Source organism: Pantoea sp. AG1095 (assembly GCF_003208415.1).
Taxonomy (GTDB): Bacteria; Pseudomonadota; Gammaproteobacteria; order Enterobacterales; family Enterobacteriaceae; genus Pantoea; species Pantoea leporis.
Genome location: NZ_QKMJ01000006.1, coordinates 101,553 through 124,602, shown reverse-complemented (window position 1 = coordinate 124,602; position 23,050 = coordinate 101,553). Strand labels below are relative to the sequence as shown.

Sequence of the window (23,050 nt, the reverse complement as noted above, 5' to 3'; positions counted from 1 at the left end):
ATGGCGAACAAATTTACTCAACATACCGGCATTGTGGCGCCATTGGATGCGGCCAACGTCGATACTGATGCCATTATTCCAAAGCAGTTCCTGCAGAAAGTGACGCGCACCGGTTTTGGCGCGCATCTGTTCCACGACTGGCGTTTTGAAGATGATGCGGGCACCGTGCCAACCGCCAGCTTTGTCCTGAACAAACCGGAGTTCAAAGGCACCAGCATTTTGCTGGCGCGTGAGAACTTTGGCTGTGGTTCATCGCGTGAGCACGCGCCGTGGGCGCTGACCGACTTCGGCTTCCATGTGGTGATTGCGCCAAGCTTCGCCGACATTTTCTACGGCAACAGCTTTAACAACCAGCTGCTGCCGGTGAAGCTGAGCGATGAAGAAGTGGATGAGATGTTCAAACTGGTTGCCGCGCAGCCGGGCATCACCTTCACCGTGGATCTGGAAGCGCAAACTGTAACCGCAGGCGATAAGACTTATAGCTTCGAAATCGACAGCTTCCGCCGTCACTGCATGATCAACGGCCTCGACAGCATTGGCCTGACGCTGCAACACGAAGCGTCTATCTCCAGCTACGAGACCAATCAGCCCGCGTTCTTACGCTGAGGCAACAAGGGCGACATCCTGTCGCCCTTCTCTTTGCTATCTATCAACCACATCCCGCACGCGCGACGCCAATCCCAACGCCAGCACCGCCAGCCCCAACGCCAGCCAGTAAACCGACTCATGACCAAAGCGTTCACTCATGGTGCCCTGAATGATGCCAGCGATAATCATGCCGGTGGAAATTGAGGTGGTGAACAGCGTCGTCGCCGCACCTGCGCGGCCCGGCATTAAATCCTGGAACCACAACATGCCAATTCCGGCGATGATGCCAACAAACGCGGCATTAAACAGTTGCAGCACCATCAACGCTGTCCGCGACTGGAACATCACCAATCCGAGATAAAACACAATCGCCGCCACCAGCGCCAGCAACATCAGGTTGCGTTTGCCGGTGCGCCGCGCGTAATGCCCGGCCAGCAGCATAATAGGAATCTCCAGCCCGGCGGCGGTGCCCATCAGCAAGCCCGCCAGCTTCTCCGGCAGGCCAAGCGTGGTACTGATATACAGCGGCATATCAATGATATACATGGTGTTGCATGCCCACATGGTGACCGAGGCGATAAACAGTAACCGCACCTGACTGTCCTTCCACGGGCTCAGCTGCGTCAGCACCTCTTCAGGCGAGACCACCACGCGCGGCACCGAGGGCAAGGTGCGCCAGATCAGCAGCATGCTTAGCAGGAAAATCCCCGCCGCCACGCAAAACAGCGTCACAAAACCGTAATTAAGCGCCAGCGCAAACGACAGCGGTGGCCCGATCACCCACGCCAGCGACAGCTGCGCACGCATCACCGAGCTGAACATCACCACTTCACGCGCCGACTGATCGGCATATTCCCGCGCGAGGGCGAACACCTGCGGAATCGACACGCTGGCCAGCGCCGACAAAAACACGCCCAGCGTCACCAGCGTTAAATAGTGGCGATTGAAGGCAAACAGCAGCGCATTCAGCGTGGCCATCAGGCAGCAAAACAGAATCAGGTTGCGGCGATCGCCCTGATTATCGGAGCGTTTCGCCATCAGCAGGCTGACCACAATCCCCGCGATCGCATTGATGGTAAAGAACAAGCCGACCCAGAACGGACTTACCTGTACTTCGCGCGTCAGAAACAGGCTCAGCGTCGGCGCCTGTAGTGCACCGGCCACGCCGGTCATAAACGACACCGCCATAAACGAGAGGTAGACCGGATTGATGCGACGTTGACGCGTTAACAGCGATTTCATGCAGAAATCCCTTTGCGAATAAAAAAGGTAGAGAAATGAGGGTAGAAGATTCTACAGCAAAACGAAAAAAGCCAGCAGATAAAGCGCTGCTGGCGGTGAAAATGCACCCTACTCAGAAAGGGGTTCCACGTCGGCGGAACCGCTGGCAGAGCGCCATTCATTACTGAATGCCTCCCGCTCTTCCATTGCCGGGCAGTATGCCTCTAATATGAGGCAGGAAAAACTGAGCGATTCTGACAAGGAGTTCCCCTTTTATGTCATCTTCACGTCTACAGCAGCAATTTATCCGCCTATGGCAAAGCTGTCAGGGGCAGGATCAGGAAACCACGCTCAGCGAGCTGGCCGATCTGCTGCACTGCTCGCGTCGCCATATGCGTAACCTGCTCAACGCCATGCAAAGCGAAGGCTGGCTGATTTGGCAGGCAGAAGCGGGACGCGGCAAGCGCTCGATGCTGAGTTTCTGCTATACCGGCCTGGCGCTCCAGCAGCAGCGCGCCGAGGATCTGCTGGAACAAGACCGCATCGAACAGTTAGTGCAGCTGGTGGGCGATAAAAACCAGGTGCGCCAGATGATTGCGGCACATTTAGGCCGCAGCTTCCGCCAGGGTAAACACATCCTGCGCGTGCTCTATTATCGCCCGCTGCCCAATTTGCTGCCCGGTTCGCCGCTGCGCCGCTCGGAAACCCATCTGGCACGACAAATTTTCAACGGCCTGATGCGCATAAATGAGGAAAAGGGGGAAATCGAACCCGATATCGCCCATCACTGGCAGCAAACCTCGCCGCTGCAGTGGCGTTTCTTCCTGCGCCCGGCGATTCGTTTTCATCATGGCCGTGAACTGGAAATGGCGGATGTGATTGCTTCGCTGGAGCGCGTGCGCAGCCAGCCGCTGTTTTCTCACATCAGTAAACTGGATTCGCCCGCGCCCTGGACGCTGGATATCCATCTGAGCCAGCCGGACGATTGGTTGCCGTGGCTGCTGGCCAGCGTCAGCGCGATGATCCTGCCGCGCGAATGGCCCACGTTACGCCAGTTTGCCCGCCAGCCGCTTGGCACCGGTCCGTACAGCGTGGTGCGCAATCAGCAAACGCAGCTGAAAATCACCGCCTTTGATGATTACTTTGGCTATCGCGCGCTGATTGACGATGTGTCGATTTGGGTGCTGCCGGAGATCAGCGACGAGCTGGTGTATGCCGGGGTTAAATTGCAGGGCGAAACCGCCGATGAAAAATCGGAAGAGAGTCGTCTGGAAGAAGGCTGCTACTTCCTGCTGTACGATCAGCGCTCCGAGTTGGGTCGCGATGCGCATTTCCGCCGCTGGGTAAGCTATCTGTTTAATCCCATCGCCTTACTGAATCTTGCTGGCGTCGGCTATCAGCGTTACTGGTTCCCGGCTTATGGCTTGCTGCCGCGCTGGCACCATCGCCGCGATCTCACCTCCGCCGATAAACCGGCAGGCTTAACTCAGCTGACGCTGAGCTGGTACAGCCATCACGTTGAGCATGAAGGTATCGCTAACGCGCTGCGACCGCTGCTGGCGCAGCAAGGTGTTGAGCTAATTACTCGTGTCGTGAGCTACGAAGCGTGGTTCGAGGGCGAAGGTGAAAGTGATATCTGGCTCGGCAGCGTCAACTTTACCCTGCCGCTGGAGTACGCGCTGTTCGCGCAACTGTTCGAGTTGCCGTTGATGCATCACTGCATTCCGATTGACTGGCAAGCCGATGCCGCGCGCTGGCGGCAGAAAGCGTTACCGCTGGCGGAATGGAGCAAACAGCTGATCGACCGCGACTATCTGCATCCGCTGTTCCATCACTGGCTGCTGCTGGAAGGGCAACGCAGTATGCGCGGCGTGCGGCTGAATACGCTCGGCTGGTTTGACTTCAAATCAGCCTGGTTTGCACCACCGGAGCTGTGATCCTTTCGCGCTGTCATATAAATGTCTAGAATGAGCCGTTCTCAACGGGGTGCCTTGATATCAGGGCTGAGAGAAACCCGTCGAACCTGATCCGGCTAATACCGGCGTAGGGATTTGAGATGCATCACGCCTCAGATCCTTTGCGACTCAACATCTCTTCTCCTCAAGGAGCGCAAAGTGTTAAACAAAGTTCTGCCTATGTTGCTGCTGGTTACGGCACCGGCTTTCGCTGCCAAACCGGTTCTGACCGTTTACACCTACGATTCGTTCTCTGCCGATTGGGGCCCCGGCCCGGCGGTAAAAAAAGCCTTTGAAGCGCAGTGCGACTGCGAATTGAAGTATGTGGCGCTGGAAGATGGCGTATCGCTGCTCAATCGCGTACGCATGGAAGGCAAAAACAGCAAAGCCGATGTGGTGCTGGGGCTGGATAACAATCTGGTGCAGGCAGCGGAGAAAACCGGACTGTTTGCCAACAGCAGCGTCGATATTCGCAGCTTAAAACTGCCGGATGGCTGGAACAATCAAACCTTTATCCCGTTCGATTATGGCTACTTCGCTTTCGTCTACGATAAAAACAAACTGAAGAACCCGCCGAAAAGCCTGAAAGAGCTGGTCGAAAGCCCGGAAAAATGGCGCGTGATTTATGAAGATCCGCGTACCAGCACGCCGGGTCTTGGCCTGCTGCTGTGGATGCAAAAAGTGTATGGCGATAACGCAGCTGATGCGTGGCAGAAGCTGGCGCAAAAAACCGTTACCGTCACTAAAGGCTGGAGCGAAGCTTACGGCCTGTTCCTGAAAGGTGAAGGCGATCTGGTGTTGAGCTACACCACGTCTCCGGCTTATCACATTATCGAAGAGAAGAAAGAGAACTACGCCGCGGCCGAATTCAGCGAAGGCCACTATTTACAGGTGGAAGTCGCCGCGCAACTCGCCAGCAGCAAACAGCCTAAGCTGGCGCAGCAGTTCATGCAGTTTATGGTATCTCCGGCCTTCCAGCAGACCATTCCCACCGGCAACTGGATGTATCCGGTGATCAAAAGCGATCTGCCAGCCGGTTATCAAACGTTGCAGGTGCCTGCGAAGGCGTTGCAATTCACGCCAGCCGAAGTCGCCGACCATCGCGCCGCGTGGATCAGCGCATGGCAACGCGCCGTTAGCCGTTAATGCCCGGCTGGTTGATTCCCGGTAGCGCCATCGCGCTGTTGCTGTGCGCGGTGGCGCTGCTGGCGTTTGGCGCATTGGTGGTGGTCGCTCCGGCCACCGACTGGCGCGCGCTACTCGACGACAGCTATTTGCATCATGTGCTGCTGTTCTCGTTTGAGCAGGCGCTGCTGTCGGCGCTGCTTTCGTTGCTGCCCGCGATCCTGCTGGCGCGCGCGCTCTATCGTCGCCGTTTTCCGGGACGCAATCTGTTGCTACGTCTGTGCGCCATGACGCTGGTGCTGCCGGTGCTGGTGGCGGTGTTTGGCTTGCTCAGCGTGTACGGTCGCAGCGGCTGGCTGGCACAACTGTGCGCGACCATCGGCTTTGACTACCACTTTTCGCCGTATGGCCTGCAGGGCATTCTATTGGCGCACGTCTTCTTTAACCTGCCGCTGGCGACGCGCCTGCTGTTACAGGCATTGGAGAGCATTCCCGGCGAGCAGCGCCAGGTCGCCGCCCAGCTTGGCCTGCGCGGCTGGAATCTGTTTCGCTTGCTGGAGTGGCCGTGGCTGCGCCGTCAGATTCTGCCGACGGCGGCACTGATCTTTATGCTCTGTTTCGCCAGCTTCGCCACGGTGCTGGCGCTGGGCGGCGGACCACAAGCGACCACACTGGAACTGGCGATCTATCAGGCGCTGAATTTCGATTACGATCCGGGCCGCGCGGCGCTGCTGGCGCTGTTACAGCTCGCTTGCTGTTTGCTGCTGGTGCTGCTGAGCCAGCGCTTTAGCAAAGCCATTCCCACCGGCAGCCAGAGCATTCGCGGCTGGCGCGATCCGCAGGATTCATGGCAGGCGCGCATCAGCGATACGTTGCTGATTGGCCTGGCGCTGCTGCTGCTGTTACCGCCGCTGGCGGCAGTAATCGTCGATGGTTTGCGCGGCGGCGTTGCCGGTGCGCTGCAACAAGCGGCGCTGTGGCAAGCCACCTTTACCTCGCTGCGTATTGCCGTGGGCGCCGGCGTGCTCTGCGTGCTGCTGACCATGATGCTGCTGTGGAGCAGCCGCGAACTGCGGCAGCGCCAGAACAGAGTCGCCGCGCAGGCGATGGAGATGAGCGGCATGCTGATTCTGGCGATGCCGGGCATTGTGCTGGCGAGCGGTTTCTTTCTGCTGTTCAACGCCACCGTGGGGTTACCGCAGCGCGCCGATGGTTTGGTGATCTTCACTAACGCCCTGATCGCCATTCCTTATGCGATGAAAGTGCTGGAGAATCCGATGCGCGATATCAGCGCCCGTTACAGCCAGCTCTGCGCTTCACTCGGCATCTCCGGTTTCAACCGCTTGCGGCTGATTGAGCTGCGCGCGCTGAAACGCCCGATTGCTCAGGCGCTGGCGTTTGCCTGCGTGCTGTCGATTGGCGATTTTGGCGTGGTCGCGTTGTTTGGCAGCGCCGATTTCCGCACGCTGCCCTTCTATCTGTTCCAGCAGATTGGCGCCTATCGCGGTGCGGACGGTGCCGTCACCGCACTGCTGCTGCTGCTGCTCTGCTTACTACTCTTCACTCTGATGGAAAAATTACCGGGTCGCCATGCTGACACTGAATAACCTTACTTACCTTTATCAGCATCTGCCGATGCGCTTTAGTTTTGCGGCGCAGGCGGGTGAACGTCTGGCGATCCTCGGTCCGAGCGGCGCGGGGAAAAGTACTTTACTGAATCTGATTGGCGGCTTTTTGCCGATCAATCAAGGCGCGCTGGTGATGAACGGCGTTGATCATACCCACAGCGTGCCGTCGGCGCGCCCGGTTTCCATGCTGTTCCAGGAGAACAATCTGTTTCCGCATCTCACGGTGCAGCAAAACATGGCGTTGGGCTTACATCCGGGCCTGAAATTGACGCGCGAACAGCAGCAGCAAGTGGTGGATATCGCCGAGCAAACCGGCTTGCAGGCGATGCTCACGCGTTTGCCTGGTCAGCTTTCCGGTGGCCAGCGTCAGCGCGTGGCATTGGCGCGTTGCCTGCTGCGCAATCAACCGATTTTGCTGCTGGATGAACCCTTCTCAGCGCTGGATCCGGCGCTGCGCAACGAGATGCTGCAGCTGGTACGTTCGGTATGCGAAAACCGCAACATCACCTTGTTGATGGTGTCGCACAGCCTGGAAGATGCTCAGCAGATTGCGCCGCGCAGTTTGGTGATCGTCGACGGGCGCATCTATTGGGATGGCAGTACAGAGAGTTTGGTGCGCGGTGAAAGTGCCGCGGCCGCCATCCTTGGCGTGACAGCGCGTTAAGCGAAGAAAACTTTCCACAGCAGGTGGCGGAAGATTGGCATCATCGGATGGAACTGGATTGCGATAAACGCGCCCAGGCCAATCGCCGCCATCAGCGGTGCCAGCCAGCGCAAACGCGATGCAGGCAGATACTTTGTCGCCCAATCCACCGTTTTACCGCTGCGCGACCAGCGCCACAGCAACCAGCCACCGATCCACAGCAGCAGCGCCACCAGCAACAGCAGCCATTTAAAGCTGCCGCCCTGCGCGGCCTGCGGTACATCAATCGCCACGCCCGCCAGAATGCCCGGCATCAAATACGCGGGCGGCCAGAGGATGCAGCCAATCAGGTTAGGCGGCAGGAATTTGCGCACCGGCAACTCCAGCATGCCCGCTGCCAGCGGAATCAGCGGACGCGTCGGGCCGACAAATCGCCCCACCAGAATGGTGAACATGCTGTGTTGATGCAGCGCATGCTCGGTTTTATCCAGCAAACCCTTGTACTTTTTCAGATATTTCCAGCGATGCAGCGGCCCCTGAAACTTCCAGCCGATGCCGTAGGAAACCCAATCGCCGATTAAACAGCCAACGAATCCGGCCGCCCACGCAGGGTAAAGACCAATTTGTCCGCTTCCGACCAGCGCCCCAAGGCTGGCCATTAATACCGTGCCCGGCAACAGCAATCCCACGAAGGCCAGCGACTCAAGGAAGGTCACCAGCGCCACAGCGATCAGCGCGTACTCCAGCGATTGCGAAAACAGGTGTTGAATCCAGGCTTCCATAAATATCCTCTGCGGAATATAGAGGCTGGATTGTCCAGAGCATACACATGGTCGTCAAGGCAAGAATTGTAGAACGATGTTGACAAAGTGGTGACAATTTCGCCTGCAGGACACTGTATAAACATCCATGTTATACTCAAGGCAATTCATTCTCTGGAGTTCACGTGACCGATCCGCGCGCAGGTTTTCTGCTTACCCGACATTGGCGAGATACGCCGACCGGCAGCGAAGTGGTGCTGTGGCTGGCCACCGACAGCGGCCCGCAGCGGCTGGTGCTGCCTGCCCAGGAATCCGTGGCGTTTGTGCCCGAGGAGTTTCGCACGCCAACCGAAGCGCTGATCCGCGACGAACGTCATACGCGCCTGCAAACGCTGGAGCTGAAGGATTTTCGCCGCCGCCCGGTGTTTGGCCTCTATTGCCGCAGCAATCGTCAGCTACAAAATCTGGAAAAGCGCCTGCGTGAAAACGGCATTCCGGTCTATGAAGCGGATATTCGGCCACCCGAACGCTATTTGATGGAGCGCTTTATCACCGCGCCGGTGTGGTTTAGCGGTGAAACACGCGGTGACAGCGTGGTCAACGCGCGTCTGAAGCCGCATCCTAATTATCGTCCGCAGCTGAAATGGGTATCGCTGGATATCGAAACCACGCAGCACGGTGAGCTCTACTGTATCGGGCTGGAAGGCTGCGGCCAGCGCCAGGTTTACATGCTCGGTCCGCCTAACGGCGATGCCAGCACGCTCGATTTTGAGCTGATCTATGTTGATAGCCGCCCGCAGCTGCTTGAGCAGCTCAACGCGTGGTTTGAGCGGCATGAACCGGATGTGATTATTGGCTGGAATGTAGTGCAGTTCGATCTGCGCGTACTGCAGAAACACGCCGATCGCTACGGCATTCCGCTGCGTTTAGGGCGTCAGAAGCAGGCGCTGGAGTGGCGCGAGCACGGCTTCAAACCTGGTGTGTTCTTCGCGCAGGCAACGGGCCGCTTAATTATTGATGGTATCGACGCGCTCAAATCCGCGTTTTGGGATTTCCCGTCATTCAGCCTCGAAGCGGTCTCGCGCCAGCTGCTCGGTGAAGGCAAGGCCATCAATAATCCGTGGGATCGCATGGAAGAGATCAACTGGCGCTTTGCCAACGATAAACCGGCGCTGGCGAAATATAATCTCAAGGATTGTGAGCTGGTGACGCGCATTTTCCAGCACACCGCCATCATGCCGTTCCTGCTGGAACGCGCCACGGTAAATGGTTTAGCGGTGGATCGTCACGGCGGTTCGGTGGCGGCCTTTGGTCATCTCTATATCCCGCGCATGCACCGCGCCGGTTTCGTGGCGCCGAATCTCGGCGAAGTGGCGCCGGAAGCTAGCCCCGGCGGTTACGTGATGGATTCGCGGCCCGGCCTGTACGATTCGGTGCTGGTGCTGGATTACAAAAGCCTCTATCCCTCAATTATTCGCACCTTCCTTATCGATCCGGTGGGTTTGGTGGAAGGCCTGGCGCACCCGGATGACGCCGATTCCGTGCCCGGCTTCCGCAATGCGCGCTTTTCCCGTGAGACCCACTGTTTACCGGCGATTGTCGAGCAGATTTGGCAGGGGCGTGAAGCCGCCAAGCGCGACAACAACAAACCGCTGTCGCAGGCGCTGAAAATCATCATGAATGCTTTTTATGGCGTGCTCGGCACCAGCGCCTGCCGCTTCTTCGATCCGCGCCTCGCGTCATCCATCACCCTGCGCGGCCACGCCATCATGCAGCAAACGCGCGAGCTGATTGAAGCGGAAGGCTTTGATGTGATTTACGGCGATACCGATTCCACCTTCGTCTGGCTGAAAGGCGCGCACAGTGAAGCGGAGGCGACGGCGATTGGTCGTCATCTCGCTGAACAGGTTAACGGCTGGTGGCGGCAGCATCTGCAATCAACTTATGGGCTGGAGAGCGCGCTGGAGCTGGAGTATGAAACGCACTTCAGCCGTTTCCTGATGCCTACCATTCGCGGCGCCGAACAGGGCAGCAAAAAGCGCTATGCCGGGATGATTCGCAGCGAGGGCGGCGAGCGGCTGGTGTTTAAAGGCCTCGAATCAGTGCGCACCGACTGGACGCCGCTGGCGCAGCAGTTCCAGCAAAATCTGTATGGCCGTATTTTCCGTGGCGAGCCGTGGCAGGATTACATTCGCGAAACGGTGGCGCAGCTGCTGGCCGGTGAACTCGACGATCAGCTGGTGTATAAAAAACGCCTGCGGCGCGCGCTGAAAGATTACGAGCGCAATGTGCCGCCACATGTGCGCGCTGCGCGTCTCGCCGATGAGCAAAACCGCAAGCTGCAGCGCCCGCTGCAGTATCAAAACGGTGGCTCGATCCGCTATGTGATGGCCACGGCCGGACCGGAACCGCTCGAGGCGCGTAATACGCCCCTCGACTACGATCATTACGTCACCAAACAGCTGCAGCCGGTGGCTGACGGCATTTTGCCGTTCGTCGGTGACGACTTTGCTACACTCATTACTGGGCAGCTGGGGCTTTTTTGACAGGTGACGAATGCCTTGCCATCCAGTACCATAGCGCCCTTCCTGATTCTCACCGCACTCACAATCTGACCAAACACCCGTTTGGCGGTTGGGTATTGCCTGAGTACAGGTGAACTTCTTTATGGCATGTCAGAGAGTCGAGCAAAAAATATATGGTTTTTACACTGGGTCAGCGCTGGATTAGTGATACGGAAAGTGAACTGGGATTGGGCACGGTGGTCGCGCTCGATACGCGCATGATCACCATGCTTTTTCCGGCAACCGGCGAAAACCGCCTGTATGCCCGAAACGATTCTCCGGTCACTCGTGTGATTTTCAATCCGGGTGACACCATCACCAGCCACGAAGGCTGGCAGATGACCGTCGATGAAGTCCGCAACGAAAACGATTTAATGACTTACATCGGCACACGTCTCGACACCGAAGAAGCGGGCGTCGTCATGCGCGAAGTGATGCTGGACAGCAAACTGGTGTTCAGCAAGCCGCAGGATCGCCTGTTCGCCGGTCAGCTCGACCGCATGGACCGCTTTGCGCTGCGTTTCCGCGCACGCAAATACCACAGCGAGCAATACCGCCTGCCGATCAGCGGCCTGCGCGGGATGCGCACCAATTTGATTCCGCATCAGCTGCACATCGCTCACGATGTCGGCCGTCGCCACGCGCCGCGCGTGCTGCTGGCAGATGAAGTGGGCTTGGGTAAAACCATTGAAGCCGGGATGATCATCCAGCAACAGCTGCTGGCCGGTCGTGCCGAGCGCGTGCTGATTGTGGTGCCGGAAACGCTGCAACATCAGTGGCTGGTGGAAATGCTGCGTCGCTTTAACCTGCGCTTTGCGCTGTTTGATGACGATCGCTACACCGAAGCGCAGCACGACAGCGACAATGCCTTTGAAACCGAGCAGCTGATTATCTGTTCGCTCGATTTTGTACGCCGTAACAAGCAGCGTCTTGAGCTGCTGGCCGATGCCGAGTGGGATCTGCTGGTGGTTGATGAAGCGCACCATCTGGCATGGAGCGAAGACGCACCGAGCCGCGAATATCAGGTTATTGAGCAGCTGGCAGAGAAAACCGCTGGCGTACTGCTGCTGACTGCCACGCCAGAACAGCTGGGCTTAGAGAGCCACTTTGCACGTCTGCGCCTGCTCGACCCGAATCGTTTCCACGATTTCGGCCAGTTTGTCGAAGAGCAGCAGCATTATCGTCCGGTAGCCGATGCAGTGAGCTCGCTGCTGGCCGACCACGCCATCAGCAAAGATGAGATGAACCTGATTAACGATCTGATCGGTGAACAGGATATCGAGCCGCTGCTGCAAGTGGCGAACAGCGATCGCGATGGCAAAGAAGACGCGCGTAAAGAGCTGGTCTCGATGCTAATGGATCGCCACGGCACCAGCCGCGTGCTGTTCCGTAACACCCGTAACGGCGTAAAGGGCTTCCCGAAACGCGAGCTGCACCAGATTCGTCTGCCGCTGCCGGCGCAGTATCAAACCGCGATTAAAGTCTCCGGCATCATGGGCACGCGCAAAAGCGCAGAAGAGCGCGCGCGTGACATGCTGTATCCCGAGCAGATTTATCAGGAATTTGAAGGCGATAGCGGCACATGGTGGAACTTCGATCCGCGCGTTGAGTGGCTGATGGGTTACCTCACCAGCAACCGCAAAGAGAAAGTGCTGGTGATCTGCGCCAAAGCCGCCACCGCGCTGCAGCTGGAGCAGGTGCTGCGTGAGCGCGAAGGCATCCGTGCCGCCGTATTCCACGAAGGCTTGTCGATTATCGAACGCGACCGCGCAGCGGCCTTCTTCGCCTCCGAAGAGGATGGCGCGCAGGTGTTGCTGTGTTCCGAAATCGGTTCTGAAGGCCGTAACTTCCAGTTCGCAAGCCGTTTGGTGATGTTCGATTTGCCGTTCAACCCGGATCTGCTGGAGCAGCGTATCGGTCGTCTCGATCGTATCGGCCAGATGCATGACATCCAGATTCTGGTGCCGTGGCTGGAAAAAACCGCGCAGGCGGTGCTGCTGCGCTGGTATCACGAAGGGTTGGATGCGTTCGAACACACCTGCCCAACTGGCCGCGCCATTTATGACAATGAGTACAATCAGCTGATTGAATATCTTGCTGCGCCGGAAAATCCGCAGGGACTCGATGAGTTCATCAGCGCAAGCCGCAAGCAGCACGATGCGCTGAAAGCACAGCTGGAACAGGGACGCGATCGCTTACTGGAACTGAACTCCAACGGCGGTGAAGCCGCTCAGGAGCTGGCAAATGCCATCGGCGAGCAGGACAACGATACCGATCTGGTTAACTTTGCGCTGAACCTGTTCGATATCGTCGGCATCAATCAGGAAGACCGCAGCGATAGCTTGATCGTGCTGACGCCGTCCGATCACATGCTGGTGCCTGATTTCCCTGGCCTGCCGGAAGAGGGTTGCACCGTGACCTTTAACCGCAACCAGGCGCTGTCGCGCGAAGATACCCAGTTTATTACCTGGGAACATCCGCTGATCCTCAACGGCCTCGACCTGATCCTTTCGGGCGATACCGGTAGCTGTGCGCTGTCGCTGCTGAAGAACAAGGCGCTGCCGGTCGGGACGCTGCTGGTCGAGATGATCTATGTGGTTGAAGCGCAAGCGCCAAAAAGTCTGCAGCTCACCCGCTTCCTGCCGCCAACGCCGGTGCGTTTGCTGATGGATCGCGCCGGGAACAATCTGGCGGGCAAAGTAGAGTTTGAAAGCTTTAACCGTCAGCTTAATGCGGTGAATCGCCATACCGGCAGCAAGCTGGTGAATGCGGTGCAGCAAGATGTGCACGAGATTCTGACCCAGGCCGAAAAAGCGATCGTTCCGGAAGCGCAGGCAATTATCGCGGCAGCGAAAGTGGAAGCCGAAGAGAAACTCGGTGCTGAGCTGTCACGTCTCGAAGCGCTGCGCGCGGTTAACCCCAACATCCGTGATGACGAGGTTGAAGCGCTGGAGAGCAATCGCGAACAGGTATTGGAAAGCCTGGGCGATGCAGGCTGGCGTCTCGATGCGCTACGTCTGATCGTTGTCACGCACCAATAATGTTCAGGACCGCGACATCATGCTGATGGAAGCTTACAACCCGCCGCTCGAACCCTGGCTGCATATTCTGTATCAGGACGAGCACATTATGGTGGTGAATAAACCGAGCGGGTTGCTGTCGGTGCCGGGCCGTCTCGAAGAGCACAAGGATAGCGTGATGACGCGCATCCAGCGTGATTTCCCGCAGGCGGAATCGGTGCACCGTCTCGATATGGCTACCAGCGGCGTGATCGTCGTGGCCCTGAATAAAGCGGCAGAGCGTGAGCTCAAGCGACAGTTCCGTGAGCGCGAGCCTTCCAAATACTATGTGGCGCGCGTGTGGGGCCATCCGGCGGCAGAAGAGGGTTTGATCGATCTGCCGCTGATTTGCGACTGGCCGAATCGGCCGAAGCAAATGGTGTGTTTCGAGAACGGCAAAGCGGCGCAGACCGAGTATCAGGTGCTGGAGTATGAAGCCACGAACAGTGCGCGCGTCAAGCTTAAGCCAATTACCGGACGCTCACACCAGCTGCGTGTGCATCTGCTGGCGCTGGGGCATCCGATTCTTGGCGACCGCTTTTATGCACATGATGAGGCGCTGGCGATGGCGTCGCGTTTGCAGTTGCATGCGGAGTCGCTGACGATCACCCATCCGGCGTTTGGCAATAGCATGACGTTCAGGCAGCCGGCGGGATTTTAGTGTTGGAGATGCTGCCCCTCCTCGGTCCGTGCTTGCAGTCCCCCTCCTCAGTCCGTGCTTGCAGTCCCCCTCCTCGTTCCGTGCTTGCTGCCCCCCACCTCGGTCCTCCCCCATGAATAGGGGAGGAAGATGCTGCCACATGTCAGTGATGAAGCTGCATGTGGCAGTATCTCCTTCCCCCGTTTGCGGGGGAAGGCCGGGATGGGGGACAGCAATAAAATTATTTAAACCCCTTCTCCTTACGAATCAGATCGTAAGCCGCCTGAATCTCCTGCGCTTTCTGCTTCGCCATCTCCATCATTTCCGGCGGTAAACCTTTCGCCACCAGCTTGTCAGGATGATGTTCGCTCATCAGCTTACGGTACGCGCGCTTGATGGTGGTGCCATCATCGCTGCTTTTCACGCCCAGCACGCTGCAGGCATCTTCCAGCGTAGGACCGCGTTGCGCCTGCTGATAGGCGCCGCCGCGGGAAGAACCGCCGCCACCAAATTGCTGACCGCCTTCCATCATGCGCAGGAACTGATCGAACTGTGCGCGTGAAATACCCAGCTCTTCGGCAATCACATACAGCACCTGACGTTCGTTGGGATGCAGTGAACCATCGGCGAAGGCGGCCTGGATTTGGATTTCCAGAAACATCCGAATCAGATCAAACCGGCCAAAGCAGGCGCTGCGTAGCTCGCGCAGTTTACTGCGCAACGGATAGTCGCTCTGTTTACCTTCACGGAACGCACGCTGCGCGGCAGTGCGCGCATCGCCATGCAGCTGCATGCGATCCATAAATAATGAAGCAATCTGGATATCCGCTTCGGTGACGCGCCCTTTTGATTTGGTCAAATGGCCCATCACCTGAAATGTGGTACTGAAAAACAGCGTCTGACGCGCCTGGTTATTGGCGAAATAGCCCTGTCCTTTTACGCTGCGCACTTTGTCAAACATGTGACCAATGATCAGACCCAGTACAATGCCCCAAAAGCCTGCCCCGGAAATTATCCCGAGCGCCAGACCAATTACTTTTCCCCAGTAGCGCATAAACTCCTCAATTCGCCATGCTTGCGGCTGAAAATTGCATTATCATACCTGTCATTTATCTCAGCGCCTAACGGCAACGCGGACAGACAAGGATTAACACTGGCGCAACGCCGGGCAGTAAGTTAGTCTCTGACCGGATTGTCGGCATGATGCCAGTTTTCATGGAATTATCGAAACCGCGTATGAAAAAACGTATACCTACCTTGCTGGCTACCATGATTGGTGCAGCGCTTTATAGCCAGTCATCACTCGCCGACGATCTGATGTCGCAGTGCATGCTGGGCGTGCCGAGTTACAACCGCCCGCTGGTCAATGGCGACACCAACTCGCTGCCGGTCACCATCCATTCTGATTCCGCCAAAGGCAACTATCCGGATGATGCGGTGTTCACCGGTAACGTCGACGTGCAGCAAGGCAATAGCCGCCTGCGTTCAGACGAAGTGCAGCTGCATCAACGTCAGCAGGAAGGCCAAACCACGCCGGTTCGTACCGTGGATGCGCTGGGTAATGTGCACTATGACGATAATCAGGTCATCCTCAAAGGTCCGAAAGCCTGGTCAAATCTGAACACCAAAGACACCAACGTGTGGAACGGTGATTATCAGATGGTTGGCCGTCAGGGCCGCGGCGATGCCGATCAGATGAAACTGCGCGGTAACAATCGCTACACCATTCTGGAAAACGGCAGCTTTACCTCTTGTTTGCCGGGTTCCAACAGCTGGAGCGTGGTCGGTTCCGAAGTGATTCAGGACCGCGAAGAAGAAGTCGCGGAAATCTGGAACGCCCGCTTTAAGCTCGGCAATGTGCCGGTCTTTTACAGCCCTTATTTACAGCTACCGATTGGCGATCGCCGCCGCTCCGGTTTCCTGATCCCGAATGCGAAATACGGCAGTAATAACGGCTTCGAATTCATGCTGCCGTATTACTGGAACATCGCGCCGCAGGCCGATGCCACCATCACGCCGCACTATATGGAAAAACGCGGTCTGCAGCTGCAGAACGAATTCCGCTATTTGACGGTGTTTGGCGCAGGCTTGATGGAGCTGGATTATCTGCAGTCAGATAAGCAGTACGACAATGACAAAGCAGTGCGTGGTATCGCGCAGGACGATAGTTCCGATCGCTGGCTGTTCTACTGGCGCCATTCGGGTGTATACGACCAGCACTGGCGCTTCAACGCTGACTACACCAAAGTAAGCGATCCCTATTACTTCAACGATCTTGAGTCGAAGTACTACAGCTCCACCGATGGTTACGCCACGCAGAAATTCAGCCTTGGCTACGCGGATACCAACTGGGACGCGACGCTGTCGACCAAAGACTTCCAGGTGTTTGGTAACACCAGCAACAGCAACGTCTATCGTGCGATGCCGCAGCTCGATCTGAACTTCTATCAGAACGATATGGGACCGTTTGATGGTCGAATCTTTGCGCAGGCGGTGAAATTTACCAACGTGAATAGCCAGATGCCTGAAACCACGCGTCTGCATGTTGAGCCAACGTTGAATTTGCCGCTGTCTAACGGCTGGGCGAGTCTCGATACCGAAGCGAAATTCCTGGCAACCCATTATCAGCAGGATGACGTTGAGTATTACAACACCTCGGTTAATACCGCTCGTGATAATCAGCTGGAAAACTCGGTCAACCGCACGCTGCCCCAGTTCAAAGTGGATGGTCGCCTGGTGTTTGATCGCGATATGGACTGGGAACCAGGCTATACGCAAACGCTGGAACCGCGTGTTCAGTACCTTTACGTCCCCTATCGTAACCAGAGCAATATCTATCCGTACGACTCGACGTTGCTGCAAACCGACTACACCGGCCTGTTCCGCGATCGTACCTATAGCGGCCTGGATCGCATCGCTTCAGCAAATGAAGTGGCGACCGGCGTAACCACGCGTATTTATGATAACGATCTGGTTGAACGTTTTAACGTTTCTGTGGGTCAAATCTACTCGTTTACCCCGTCTCGTACCGGCGTAAACCAGACGAACCAGGAAGATGACACCGGAAGCCTGGTTTGGGCCGGCGACACGTACTGGAAAATCAGCGATCGCTGGGGCGCGCGTGGCGGTCTGCAATATGACACCCGCCTCGATAACGTCGCGCAGGGCAATGCGGTAGTTGAGTATCGTCAGGATGCCGATCGTATGGTGCAGCTGAGCTATCGCTACAGCAGCCCGGAATATGTGGCGCAGGCGCTGAATAACTCAAGCCTGGTGACTAACCCGATCTATAAAAACGGGATTTCACAGGTGGGCGGCACTGCCAGCTGGCCGATTGCGGATGCCTGGTCACTGGTGGGCGGTTATTACTACGATACCCGCAACAGTCGTCCGGCTGAACAGCTGGTCGGCCTGCAGTACAGCTCGTGCTGCTATGCCATTCGTCTGGGTTACGAACGCAAGATCAACGGTTGGGAAAACAACGACAGTAAGTATGACAACCAAATCTCATTCAACATTGAGCTGCGTGGTCTGAGTTCTAACTATGGCTTAGGCACCAACGAAATGCTGCGTCAGGGCATCATCCCTTACCAGCGCGCTTTCTGATGTTGTGATGTTTGACAGGCTCTCCCGCAGTGCGGAAACAACAATGGATAAAGTATGAAGAACTGGAGAATGCTGATTCTTGGTGTAGCGATTACCGCTAACACTGCGTTCGCAGCCCCACAAGTGGTTGATAAAGTTGCCGCAGTCGTGAACAACGGCGTGGTACTGGAAAGTGACGTTGATAACATGATGCGCACCGTGAAATCACAGGCGCAGCAGGCAAACCAGCAACTCCCTGATGACAAAACCTTACGTCATCAGATCCTTGAACGCCAGGTCATGGATGCCATCATTCTGCAAATGGGTGAAAGAGCGGGCGTGCAGATTACCGATCAGCAGCTGGATCAGGCAATTCAGAACATTGCCGCCCAAAACCGCATGAGCCTCGATCAGCTGCGTAGCCGTCTGGCCTACGACGGTATGAACTACAACGATTACCGTGCGCAAATCCGCAAAGAGATGCTGATTTCAGAAGTGCGTAACAACGAAGTGCGTCGCCGCGTCACTATCCTGCCGCAGGAAGTGGATACGCTGGCTACGCAGGTGGGTGCGCAGAATACGCAAGGTACTGAGCTGAATATCAGCCAGATTCTGCTGCCGCTGTCAGAAAACCCGACGCAGCAGCAGGTTGACGATCAGGAAACGCTGGCGCGCCAACTGGTTGCTCAGCTGAAAGGCGGTGCCGACTTTGGCAAGCTGGCCGTGACTTACTCAGCCGATCCGCAGGCGCTGAAAGGCGGCAACATGGGTTGGGGCAAAATTGAAGAGCTGCCAACGCTGTTCTCGCAGGCGCTGAGCACCGCGAAGAAAGGCGATATCGTCGGTCCAATCCGTTCAGGTGTTGGTTTCCACATCCTGAAGGTGAACGACCTGCGTGGCGAAAGCAAAAGCATCTCTGTGACTGAGGTGCATGCGCGTCACATTCTGCTGAAGCCTTCACCGATCCTGACCGACGCTCAGGCGCAGGCCAAAATCGAACAGATTGCAGCGGATATTAAAAGCGGTAAAACCACCTTCGCCGCAGCGGCCAAACAGTTCTCCGACGATCCGGGTTCGGCTAACCAGGGCGGCGATCTCGGCTGGGCATCTCCAGAGATTTACGATCCGGCATTCCGCGATGCATTGCTGAAGTTGCAGAAAGGCCAGGTCAGCCAGCCGGTTCACTCCTCATTTGGCTGGCACTTGATTCAGTTGCTGGATACGCGTCAGGTTGATAAGACCGATGCCGCGCAGAAAGAGCGCGCCTATCGCATGCTGTTCAACCGTAAATTCGCGGAAGAAGCGCAAACCTGGATGCAGGAACAGCGCGCCAGTGCTTACGTGAAAATTCTGGATAACAATGGTCAGTAATTATCGTGTGGTGATCACGCCCGGCGAACCCGCCGGGATTGGTCCCGACCTCACCCTGCAACTGGCGCAGCAAAACTGGCCGGTTGAATTGGTGGTCTGCTGCGACGGCGAGCTTTTGCGCCGTCGCGCTGCTTTATTGGGTTTGCCGCTGACGCTGCGTGACTATCAACCTGGCGTTGCGGCACAACCGCAGCAGGCCGGCACGCTTACGCTGCTGCAGGTCGATACCGCTCAGCCAGTGACCGCCGGAGAACTCTGCGTCGCAAACAGTCACTACGTGCTGGAAACCCTGATGCGCGCCTGTGACGGTTGTCTGAACGGCGAATTTGCCGCGCTGATTACCGGTCCGGTACACAAAGGCGTGATCAACGATGCGGGCATTCCGTTTACCGGTCATACCGAATTTTTTGCCGATCGCGCCGGTGGCGATGTAGTGGTGATGATGCTGGCAACAGAAGAGTTGCGTGTGGCATTGGCTACCACACATCTGCCGCTGAAAGATGTTTCTGCCGCAATTACCCGCGACACGCTGCATGAAGTGATCACCATTCTGCATCGGGATCTGCAGCAGAAGTTTGGTTTACCGCATCCTCATATTTTCGTCTGCGGCCTTAATCCGCATGCCGGCGAGAGCGGCCATATGGGCCGCGAAGAGATTGATACCATCATTCCGGCCCTCAACGAACTGCGCCAGCAAGGCATCCAACTTACCGGACCTCTGCCAGCCGATACGCTGTTCCAGCCAAAATATCTGCAACATGCCGATGCGGTTCTGGCGATGTATCACGACCAGGGCTTGCCGGTGCTAAAATTTCAGGGGTTTGGCCGCGCGGTGAATATCACACTTGGCCTGCCCTTTATCCGGACTTCTGTCGATCACGGCACCGCGCTTGAATTAGCCGGTCTCGGTCAGGCAGAACCGGGCAGCTTTATCACGGCGCTTAATCTCGCCATCACTATGATCAAGAGCAGTAATGAATAATCGCGTCCATCAGGGGCATTACGCCCGTAAACGTTTCGGGCAGAACTTCCTGAACGATCAGTACATTATCGATAGCATTGTCTCCGCCATTCACCCGCAAAAAGGTGAAGCTATCGTGGAAATCGGCCCCGGCCTGGGTGCATTAACCGAGCCGGTAGGCGAACGTCTGGATGAGCTGACCGTGGTCGAGCTGGACCGCGACCTTGCCGCGCGTCTGCAAACGCACCCGTTCCTCGGTCCTAAGCTGACCATTTTCCAGCAGGATGCCATGACCTTTGATTTCTCTGCGCTGGCGCAAGAGAAAGGTCAGCCGCTGCGCGTGTTCGGCAACCTGCCGTACAACATCTCGACGCCGCTGATGTTCCACCTTTTCAGCTATACTGGTTCGATTAAAGATATGCACTTCATGCTGCAGAAAGAAGTGGTGAATCGTTTAGTCGCCGGTCCGGGCAGCAAAGCTTACGGTCGTTTGAGCGTGATGGCGCAGTACTATTGCCAGGTTATTCCTGTGCTCGAAGTGCCACCAGAATCCTTCACGCCGGCACCGAAAGTGGAATCGGCCGTGGTGCGTTTAGTGCCGTATATGCAGCCACAGTATCCGGTCAGCGATATTCGACTGCTGAGCCGTATCACCACGGAAGCCTTTGGTAAACGCCGTAAAACGCTGCGCAACAGCCTGGCTCATATGTTTGCGGCTGGTGCGCTGGATCAATTAGAAATCGATGCCTCGCTGCGTGCAGAGAACGTCTCTGTGGCGCAATATTGCCAACTGGCAAACTGGTTGAGCAAGCATCAGGCAGAAACTCCGGAGAGTTGAGTGCATGAGTGATTTGGCCCGCGTCTGTATCCATGTGCATAGTCAGTATGTGGAGTCGCAATCCTTGCCCGACGAGGATCGCTACGTGTTTGCCTACACCATCACCATTCGCAATTTGGGGCGCAGCAACGTCCAGCTGCGTAGCCGCTATTGGCTGATCACCAACGGCAACGGTCGCGAGACTGAAGTGCAAGGTGAAGGCGTGGTCGGCGAACAGCCGCACATTGCGGCCGGCGGCGAGTATCAGTACACCAGCGGCGCGATTCTGGAGACGCCGATGGGCACCATGCAAGGCCACTATGTGATGATCGACGATGCGGGCGAAGAGTTCCACGTCGAGATTCCGGTGTTCCGACTCGCGGTGCAAACCCACATTCACTAATCCTCCTCCGCCCGGCCCGTCCGGGCGGCGCGTTTTAATCGGACTGACAATGAGTACATACCTGATTGGCGATGTTCATGGCTGTTATGACGAGCTTCGTGCGCTGTTGGCGCAGGTTGACTTCGATCCGCAGCAGGACACCTTATGGCTTACCGGCGATTTGGTGGCGCGCGGCCCCGGTTCGCTCGATGTGCTGCGCTATGTAAAATCGCTGGGAAATTGCGTGCGCCTGGTGCTGGGTAATCACGACCTGCATTTGCTGGCGGTGTATGCCGGTATCAGCCGTAACAAGCCGAAAGATCGCCTGACGCCGCTGCTGGAAGCCGATGATGCCGATGAGTTGATCAACTGGTTACGTCGTCAGCCACTGTTGCAGGTAGATGAAGAGAAGAAGCTGTTGATGGCGCATGCGGGCATTACGCCGCAATGGGATTTAGAGACGGCGCAGCTGTGCGCGCGTGAAGTGGAAGCGGTGCTCTCCAGCGACAGCTATCCGCTGTTTCTGGATGCGATGTATGGCGACATGCCAAACAACTGGACGCCGGAACTCAGCGGTCTGGCGCGACTGCGCTTTAGCACTAATGCGCTGACGCGCATGCGCTTCTGCTTCCCGAACGGCCAGCTGGATATGATCTGCAAAGAGTCGCCTGAATCAGCGCCGCCGCCGCTCAAGCCGTGGTTTAAGGTGCCGGGCAAAATCGACAGCGACTATACGCAGATCTTTGGTCACTGGGCATCGCTGGAAGGTAAAGGCACACCGGAACATGTGATTGGTCTGGATACCGGCTGCTGCTGGGGTGGAACATTGACGCTGCTGCATTGGGAAACCAAACAGTATTACGTACAGGCATCCAATCGCGAACAGGCAATGGCCGAAAGCGCGGTGAGTGCGCATCCACCGTTAAGTGATACGCCGTAAATAAAAAACCCCGCATAAGCGGGGTTTTTTATGGGTCGCCATCACTGGCAACGTTACTTGCGGCGATCCAGGATCTCGAAGCAGTAGCTGTGCGAGTTCTGCTCATCGGCGTCATGGAATTCGCTGAAGGTTGACTGCCACTCGTCCGGTTCGTAATCCGGGAACTGCGTATCCCCTTCCACTTCCGCATCGATATGGGTCAGGTAGAGGCGATCCGCGCGAGCCAGCATCTGCTCGTAAACGCGTCCACCACCAATCACCATCATCTCTTCGACATCACCCGCCGCTTTTACCGCCTCTTCCAGCGATGTCACCCAGGTGACGCCTTCATGGTTGCCCGGCTGGCTGCTGACCACAATGTTCAAGCGTCCAGGAAGCGGGCGGCCTATCGATTCAAAGGTCAGACGACCCATAATCACCGGCTTATTCAAGGTATTACGTTTGAACCATGCCAAATCTGCTGGCAGGTTCCATGGCATGGCGTTTTCCATACCAATAATGCGATCCGCTGCCAGTGCCGCGATCAGACTAATCATGTTAAAAGACCTACTGGAAAAAATTGGCGCCATCATACGTAAAGGCGAAACTTTCGTCGATAGGCCGCCCCCGCTATTTGCGTAAAGCTCCGATGCCACCGCACTTTTGTTATTGGACAGAGTTTTACACCGACTTTCCCGGCAATTGCGGGGTGAGGAGCCAGAAATTGCTGACGAGGCGGCACAACTCGGCGCGAAACGTCGCGTTATTGGTATCGCAGTGTAAAGAAAAGCGCACTCTGTGCAAAAAAAGAAAACGGCTCCCGCAGGAGCC

18 protein-coding genes and 1 riboswitch are annotated in these 23,050 nt (G+C 56.8%); of the genes, 14 read left to right on the top strand and 4 right to left on the bottom strand.

Going from position 1 to position 23,050, the window contains the following annotated elements; genetic code table 11:
* Nucleotides 1-606, top strand: a complete 606-nt coding sequence (gene leuD, locus DEU53_RS14200) for a 3-isopropylmalate dehydratase small subunit (protein WP_101762126.1) — start codon at nucleotides 1-3, stop codon at nucleotides 604-606.
* A gap of 36 nt (nucleotides 607-642) precedes the next feature.
* Here the strand turns inward: leuD and DEU53_RS14195 are convergent, their stop codons facing one another.
* The gene (locus tag DEU53_RS14195) at nucleotides 643-1,830 is read right to left on the bottom strand and encodes an MFS transporter (RefSeq protein ID WP_110867518.1); all 1,188 of its coding nucleotides are present in this window, start codon (nucleotides 1,828-1,830) and stop codon (nucleotides 643-645) included.
* Nucleotides 1,831-2,084: 254 nt separating this feature from the next.
* Between DEU53_RS14195 and sgrR the strand changes: the two genes are divergently transcribed.
* The 4 genes from sgrR to thiQ all read left to right on the top strand — a co-directional run bounded on the left by sgrR (nucleotide 2,085) and on the right by thiQ (nucleotide 7,181).
* Nucleotides 2,085-3,746: an HTH-type transcriptional regulator SgrR gene (gene sgrR / locus DEU53_RS14190; protein WP_110867517.1), complete on the top strand. Its 1,662-nt coding sequence runs from the start codon at nucleotides 2,085-2,087 to the stop codon at nucleotides 3,744-3,746.
* Between the two features lie 35 nt (nucleotides 3,747-3,781).
* A riboswitch (TPP riboswitch) is annotated at nucleotides 3,782-3,877 on the top strand.
* Between the two features lie 46 nt (nucleotides 3,878-3,923).
* The gene (gene thiB / locus DEU53_RS14185; RefSeq protein WP_110867516.1) at nucleotides 3,924-4,910 is read left to right on the top strand and encodes a thiamine ABC transporter substrate binding subunit; all 987 of its coding nucleotides are present in this window, start codon (nucleotides 3,924-3,926) and stop codon (nucleotides 4,908-4,910) included.
* On the top strand, nucleotides 4,910-6,496 hold the full coding sequence (gene thiP / locus DEU53_RS14180; RefSeq protein WP_110867515.1) for a thiamine/thiamine pyrophosphate ABC transporter permease ThiP: 1,587 nt from the start codon (nucleotides 4,910-4,912) through the stop codon (nucleotides 6,494-6,496). Before thiB ends, thiP begins: the two co-directional genes overlap by 1 nt.
* A complete protein-coding gene (gene thiQ, locus DEU53_RS14175; protein WP_110867514.1) occupies nucleotides 6,480-7,181 on the top strand; it encodes a thiamine ABC transporter ATP-binding protein ThiQ in 702 nt (233 codons plus the stop codon). Before thiP ends, thiQ begins: the two co-directional genes overlap by 17 nt.
* Here thiQ and DEU53_RS14170 read toward each other — a convergent pair.
* Nucleotides 7,178-7,942, bottom strand: a complete 765-nt coding sequence (locus DEU53_RS14170; RefSeq protein ID WP_101762132.1) for a DedA family protein — start codon at nucleotides 7,940-7,942, stop codon at nucleotides 7,178-7,180. The two genes, thiQ and DEU53_RS14170, sit on opposite strands and share 4 nt — an antisense overlap.
* A 164-nt stretch (nucleotides 7,943-8,106) precedes the next feature.
* Between DEU53_RS14170 and polB the strand changes: the two genes are divergently transcribed.
* From polB to rluA, 3 genes are all read left to right on the top strand, one after another.
* Nucleotides 8,107-10,467: a DNA polymerase II gene (gene polB, locus DEU53_RS14165; RefSeq protein ID WP_110867513.1), complete on the top strand. Its 2,361-nt coding sequence runs from the start codon at nucleotides 8,107-8,109 to the stop codon at nucleotides 10,465-10,467.
* A gap of 152 nt (nucleotides 10,468-10,619) precedes the next feature.
* Entirely contained in the window at nucleotides 10,620-13,526 is a 2,907-nt protein-coding gene (gene rapA, locus DEU53_RS14160; RefSeq protein ID WP_110867512.1) for an RNA polymerase-associated protein RapA, read from the top strand.
* Nucleotides 13,527-13,545: 19 nt separating this feature from the next.
* Nucleotides 13,546-14,205, top strand: coding sequence for a bifunctional tRNA pseudouridine(32) synthase/23S rRNA pseudouridine(746) synthase RluA (gene rluA / locus DEU53_RS14155; RefSeq protein ID WP_101762135.1), 660 nt, complete (start codon nucleotides 13,546-13,548; stop codon nucleotides 14,203-14,205).
* A gap of 220 nt (nucleotides 14,206-14,425) precedes the next feature.
* Here rluA and djlA read toward each other — a convergent pair whose 3' ends face one another.
* Nucleotides 14,426-15,238, bottom strand: coding sequence for a co-chaperone DjlA (djlA, locus tag DEU53_RS14145; protein WP_110867511.1), 813 nt, complete (start codon nucleotides 15,236-15,238; stop codon nucleotides 14,426-14,428).
* A gap of 182 nt (nucleotides 15,239-15,420) precedes the next feature.
* On the opposite strand from djlA, the gene lptD reads away from it, so the two are divergent.
* From lptD to apaH, 6 genes are read left to right on the top strand one after another with little or no spacing between them, the layout of a single operon-like run.
* The gene (lptD, locus tag DEU53_RS14140; RefSeq protein WP_225614463.1) at nucleotides 15,421-17,790 is read left to right on the top strand and encodes an LPS assembly protein LptD; all 2,370 of its coding nucleotides are present in this window, start codon (nucleotides 15,421-15,423) and stop codon (nucleotides 17,788-17,790) included.
* 54 nt (nucleotides 17,791-17,844) lie between these two features.
* Complete coding sequence (surA, locus tag DEU53_RS14135; RefSeq protein WP_101762137.1) at nucleotides 17,845-19,140, top strand: peptidylprolyl isomerase SurA; 1,296 nt, start codon at nucleotides 17,845-17,847, stop codon at nucleotides 19,138-19,140.
* Nucleotides 19,130-20,122: a 4-hydroxythreonine-4-phosphate dehydrogenase PdxA gene (gene pdxA / locus DEU53_RS14130; protein WP_110867509.1), complete on the top strand. Its 993-nt coding sequence runs from the start codon at nucleotides 19,130-19,132 to the stop codon at nucleotides 20,120-20,122. The genes surA and pdxA overlap by 11 nt, the downstream gene beginning before the upstream one ends.
* The gene (rsmA, locus tag DEU53_RS14125) at nucleotides 20,115-20,939 is read left to right on the top strand and encodes a 16S rRNA (adenine(1518)-N(6)/adenine(1519)-N(6))-dimethyltransferase RsmA (protein WP_008108647.1); all 825 of its coding nucleotides are present in this window, start codon (nucleotides 20,115-20,117) and stop codon (nucleotides 20,937-20,939) included. Before pdxA ends, rsmA begins: the two co-directional genes overlap by 8 nt.
* A gap of 4 nt (nucleotides 20,940-20,943) precedes the next feature.
* A complete protein-coding gene (gene apaG, locus DEU53_RS14120; RefSeq protein ID WP_101762139.1) occupies nucleotides 20,944-21,321 on the top strand; it encodes a Co2+/Mg2+ efflux protein ApaG in 378 nt (125 codons plus the stop codon).
* Nucleotides 21,322-21,370: 49 nt separating this feature from the next.
* Nucleotides 21,371-22,240, top strand: a complete 870-nt coding sequence (gene apaH, locus DEU53_RS14115; protein WP_110867508.1) for a bis(5'-nucleosyl)-tetraphosphatase (symmetrical) ApaH — start codon at nucleotides 21,371-21,373, stop codon at nucleotides 22,238-22,240.
* A 53-nt stretch (nucleotides 22,241-22,293) separates the two neighbouring features.
* Here the strand turns inward: apaH and folA are convergent, their stop codons facing one another.
* Nucleotides 22,294-22,776: a type 3 dihydrofolate reductase gene (gene folA, locus DEU53_RS14110; protein WP_101762141.1), complete on the bottom strand. Its 483-nt coding sequence runs from the start codon at nucleotides 22,774-22,776 to the stop codon at nucleotides 22,294-22,296.
* Between the last annotated feature and the right edge of the window lie 274 nt (nucleotides 22,777-23,050).

What these genes read in the sequence shown, in the direction of transcription:
- leuD (WP_101762126.1), top strand. Translation starts at nt 1, where the DNA reads ATGGCGAACAAATTTACTCAACATACCGGCATTGTGGCGCCATTGGAT.
- DEU53_RS14195 (WP_110867518.1), bottom strand. Translation starts at nt 1,830, where the DNA reads ATGAAATCGCTGTTAACGCGTCAACGTCGCATCAATCCGGTCTACCTC.
- sgrR (WP_110867517.1), top strand. Translation starts at nt 2,085, where the DNA reads ATGTCATCTTCACGTCTACAGCAGCAATTTATCCGCCTATGGCAAAGC.
- thiP (WP_110867515.1), top strand. Translation starts at nt 4,910, where the DNA reads ATGCCCGGCTGGTTGATTCCCGGTAGCGCCATCGCGCTGTTGCTGTGC.
- thiQ (WP_110867514.1), top strand. Translation starts at nt 6,480, where the DNA reads ATGCTGACACTGAATAACCTTACTTACCTTTATCAGCATCTGCCGATG.
- DEU53_RS14170 (WP_101762132.1), bottom strand. Translation starts at nt 7,942, where the DNA reads ATGGAAGCCTGGATTCAACACCTGTTTTCGCAATCGCTGGAGTACGCG.
- rapA (WP_110867512.1), top strand. Translation starts at nt 10,620, where the DNA reads ATGGTTTTTACACTGGGTCAGCGCTGGATTAGTGATACGGAAAGTGAA.
- rluA (WP_101762135.1), top strand. Translation starts at nt 13,546, where the DNA reads ATGCTGATGGAAGCTTACAACCCGCCGCTCGAACCCTGGCTGCATATT.
- djlA (WP_110867511.1), bottom strand. Translation starts at nt 15,238, where the DNA reads ATGCGCTACTGGGGAAAAGTAATTGGTCTGGCGCTCGGGATAATTTCC.
- lptD (WP_225614463.1), top strand. Translation starts at nt 15,421, where the DNA reads ATGAAAAAACGTATACCTACCTTGCTGGCTACCATGATTGGTGCAGCG.
- surA (WP_101762137.1), top strand. Translation starts at nt 17,845, where the DNA reads ATGAAGAACTGGAGAATGCTGATTCTTGGTGTAGCGATTACCGCTAAC.
- pdxA (WP_110867509.1), top strand. Translation starts at nt 19,130, where the DNA reads ATGGTCAGTAATTATCGTGTGGTGATCACGCCCGGCGAACCCGCCGGG.
- rsmA (WP_008108647.1), top strand. Translation starts at nt 20,115, where the DNA reads ATGAATAATCGCGTCCATCAGGGGCATTACGCCCGTAAACGTTTCGGG.
- apaG (WP_101762139.1), top strand. Translation starts at nt 20,944, where the DNA reads ATGAGTGATTTGGCCCGCGTCTGTATCCATGTGCATAGTCAGTATGTG.
- apaH (WP_110867508.1), top strand. Translation starts at nt 21,371, where the DNA reads ATGAGTACATACCTGATTGGCGATGTTCATGGCTGTTATGACGAGCTT.
- folA (WP_101762141.1), bottom strand. Translation starts at nt 22,776, where the DNA reads ATGATTAGTCTGATCGCGGCACTGGCAGCGGATCGCATTATTGGTATG.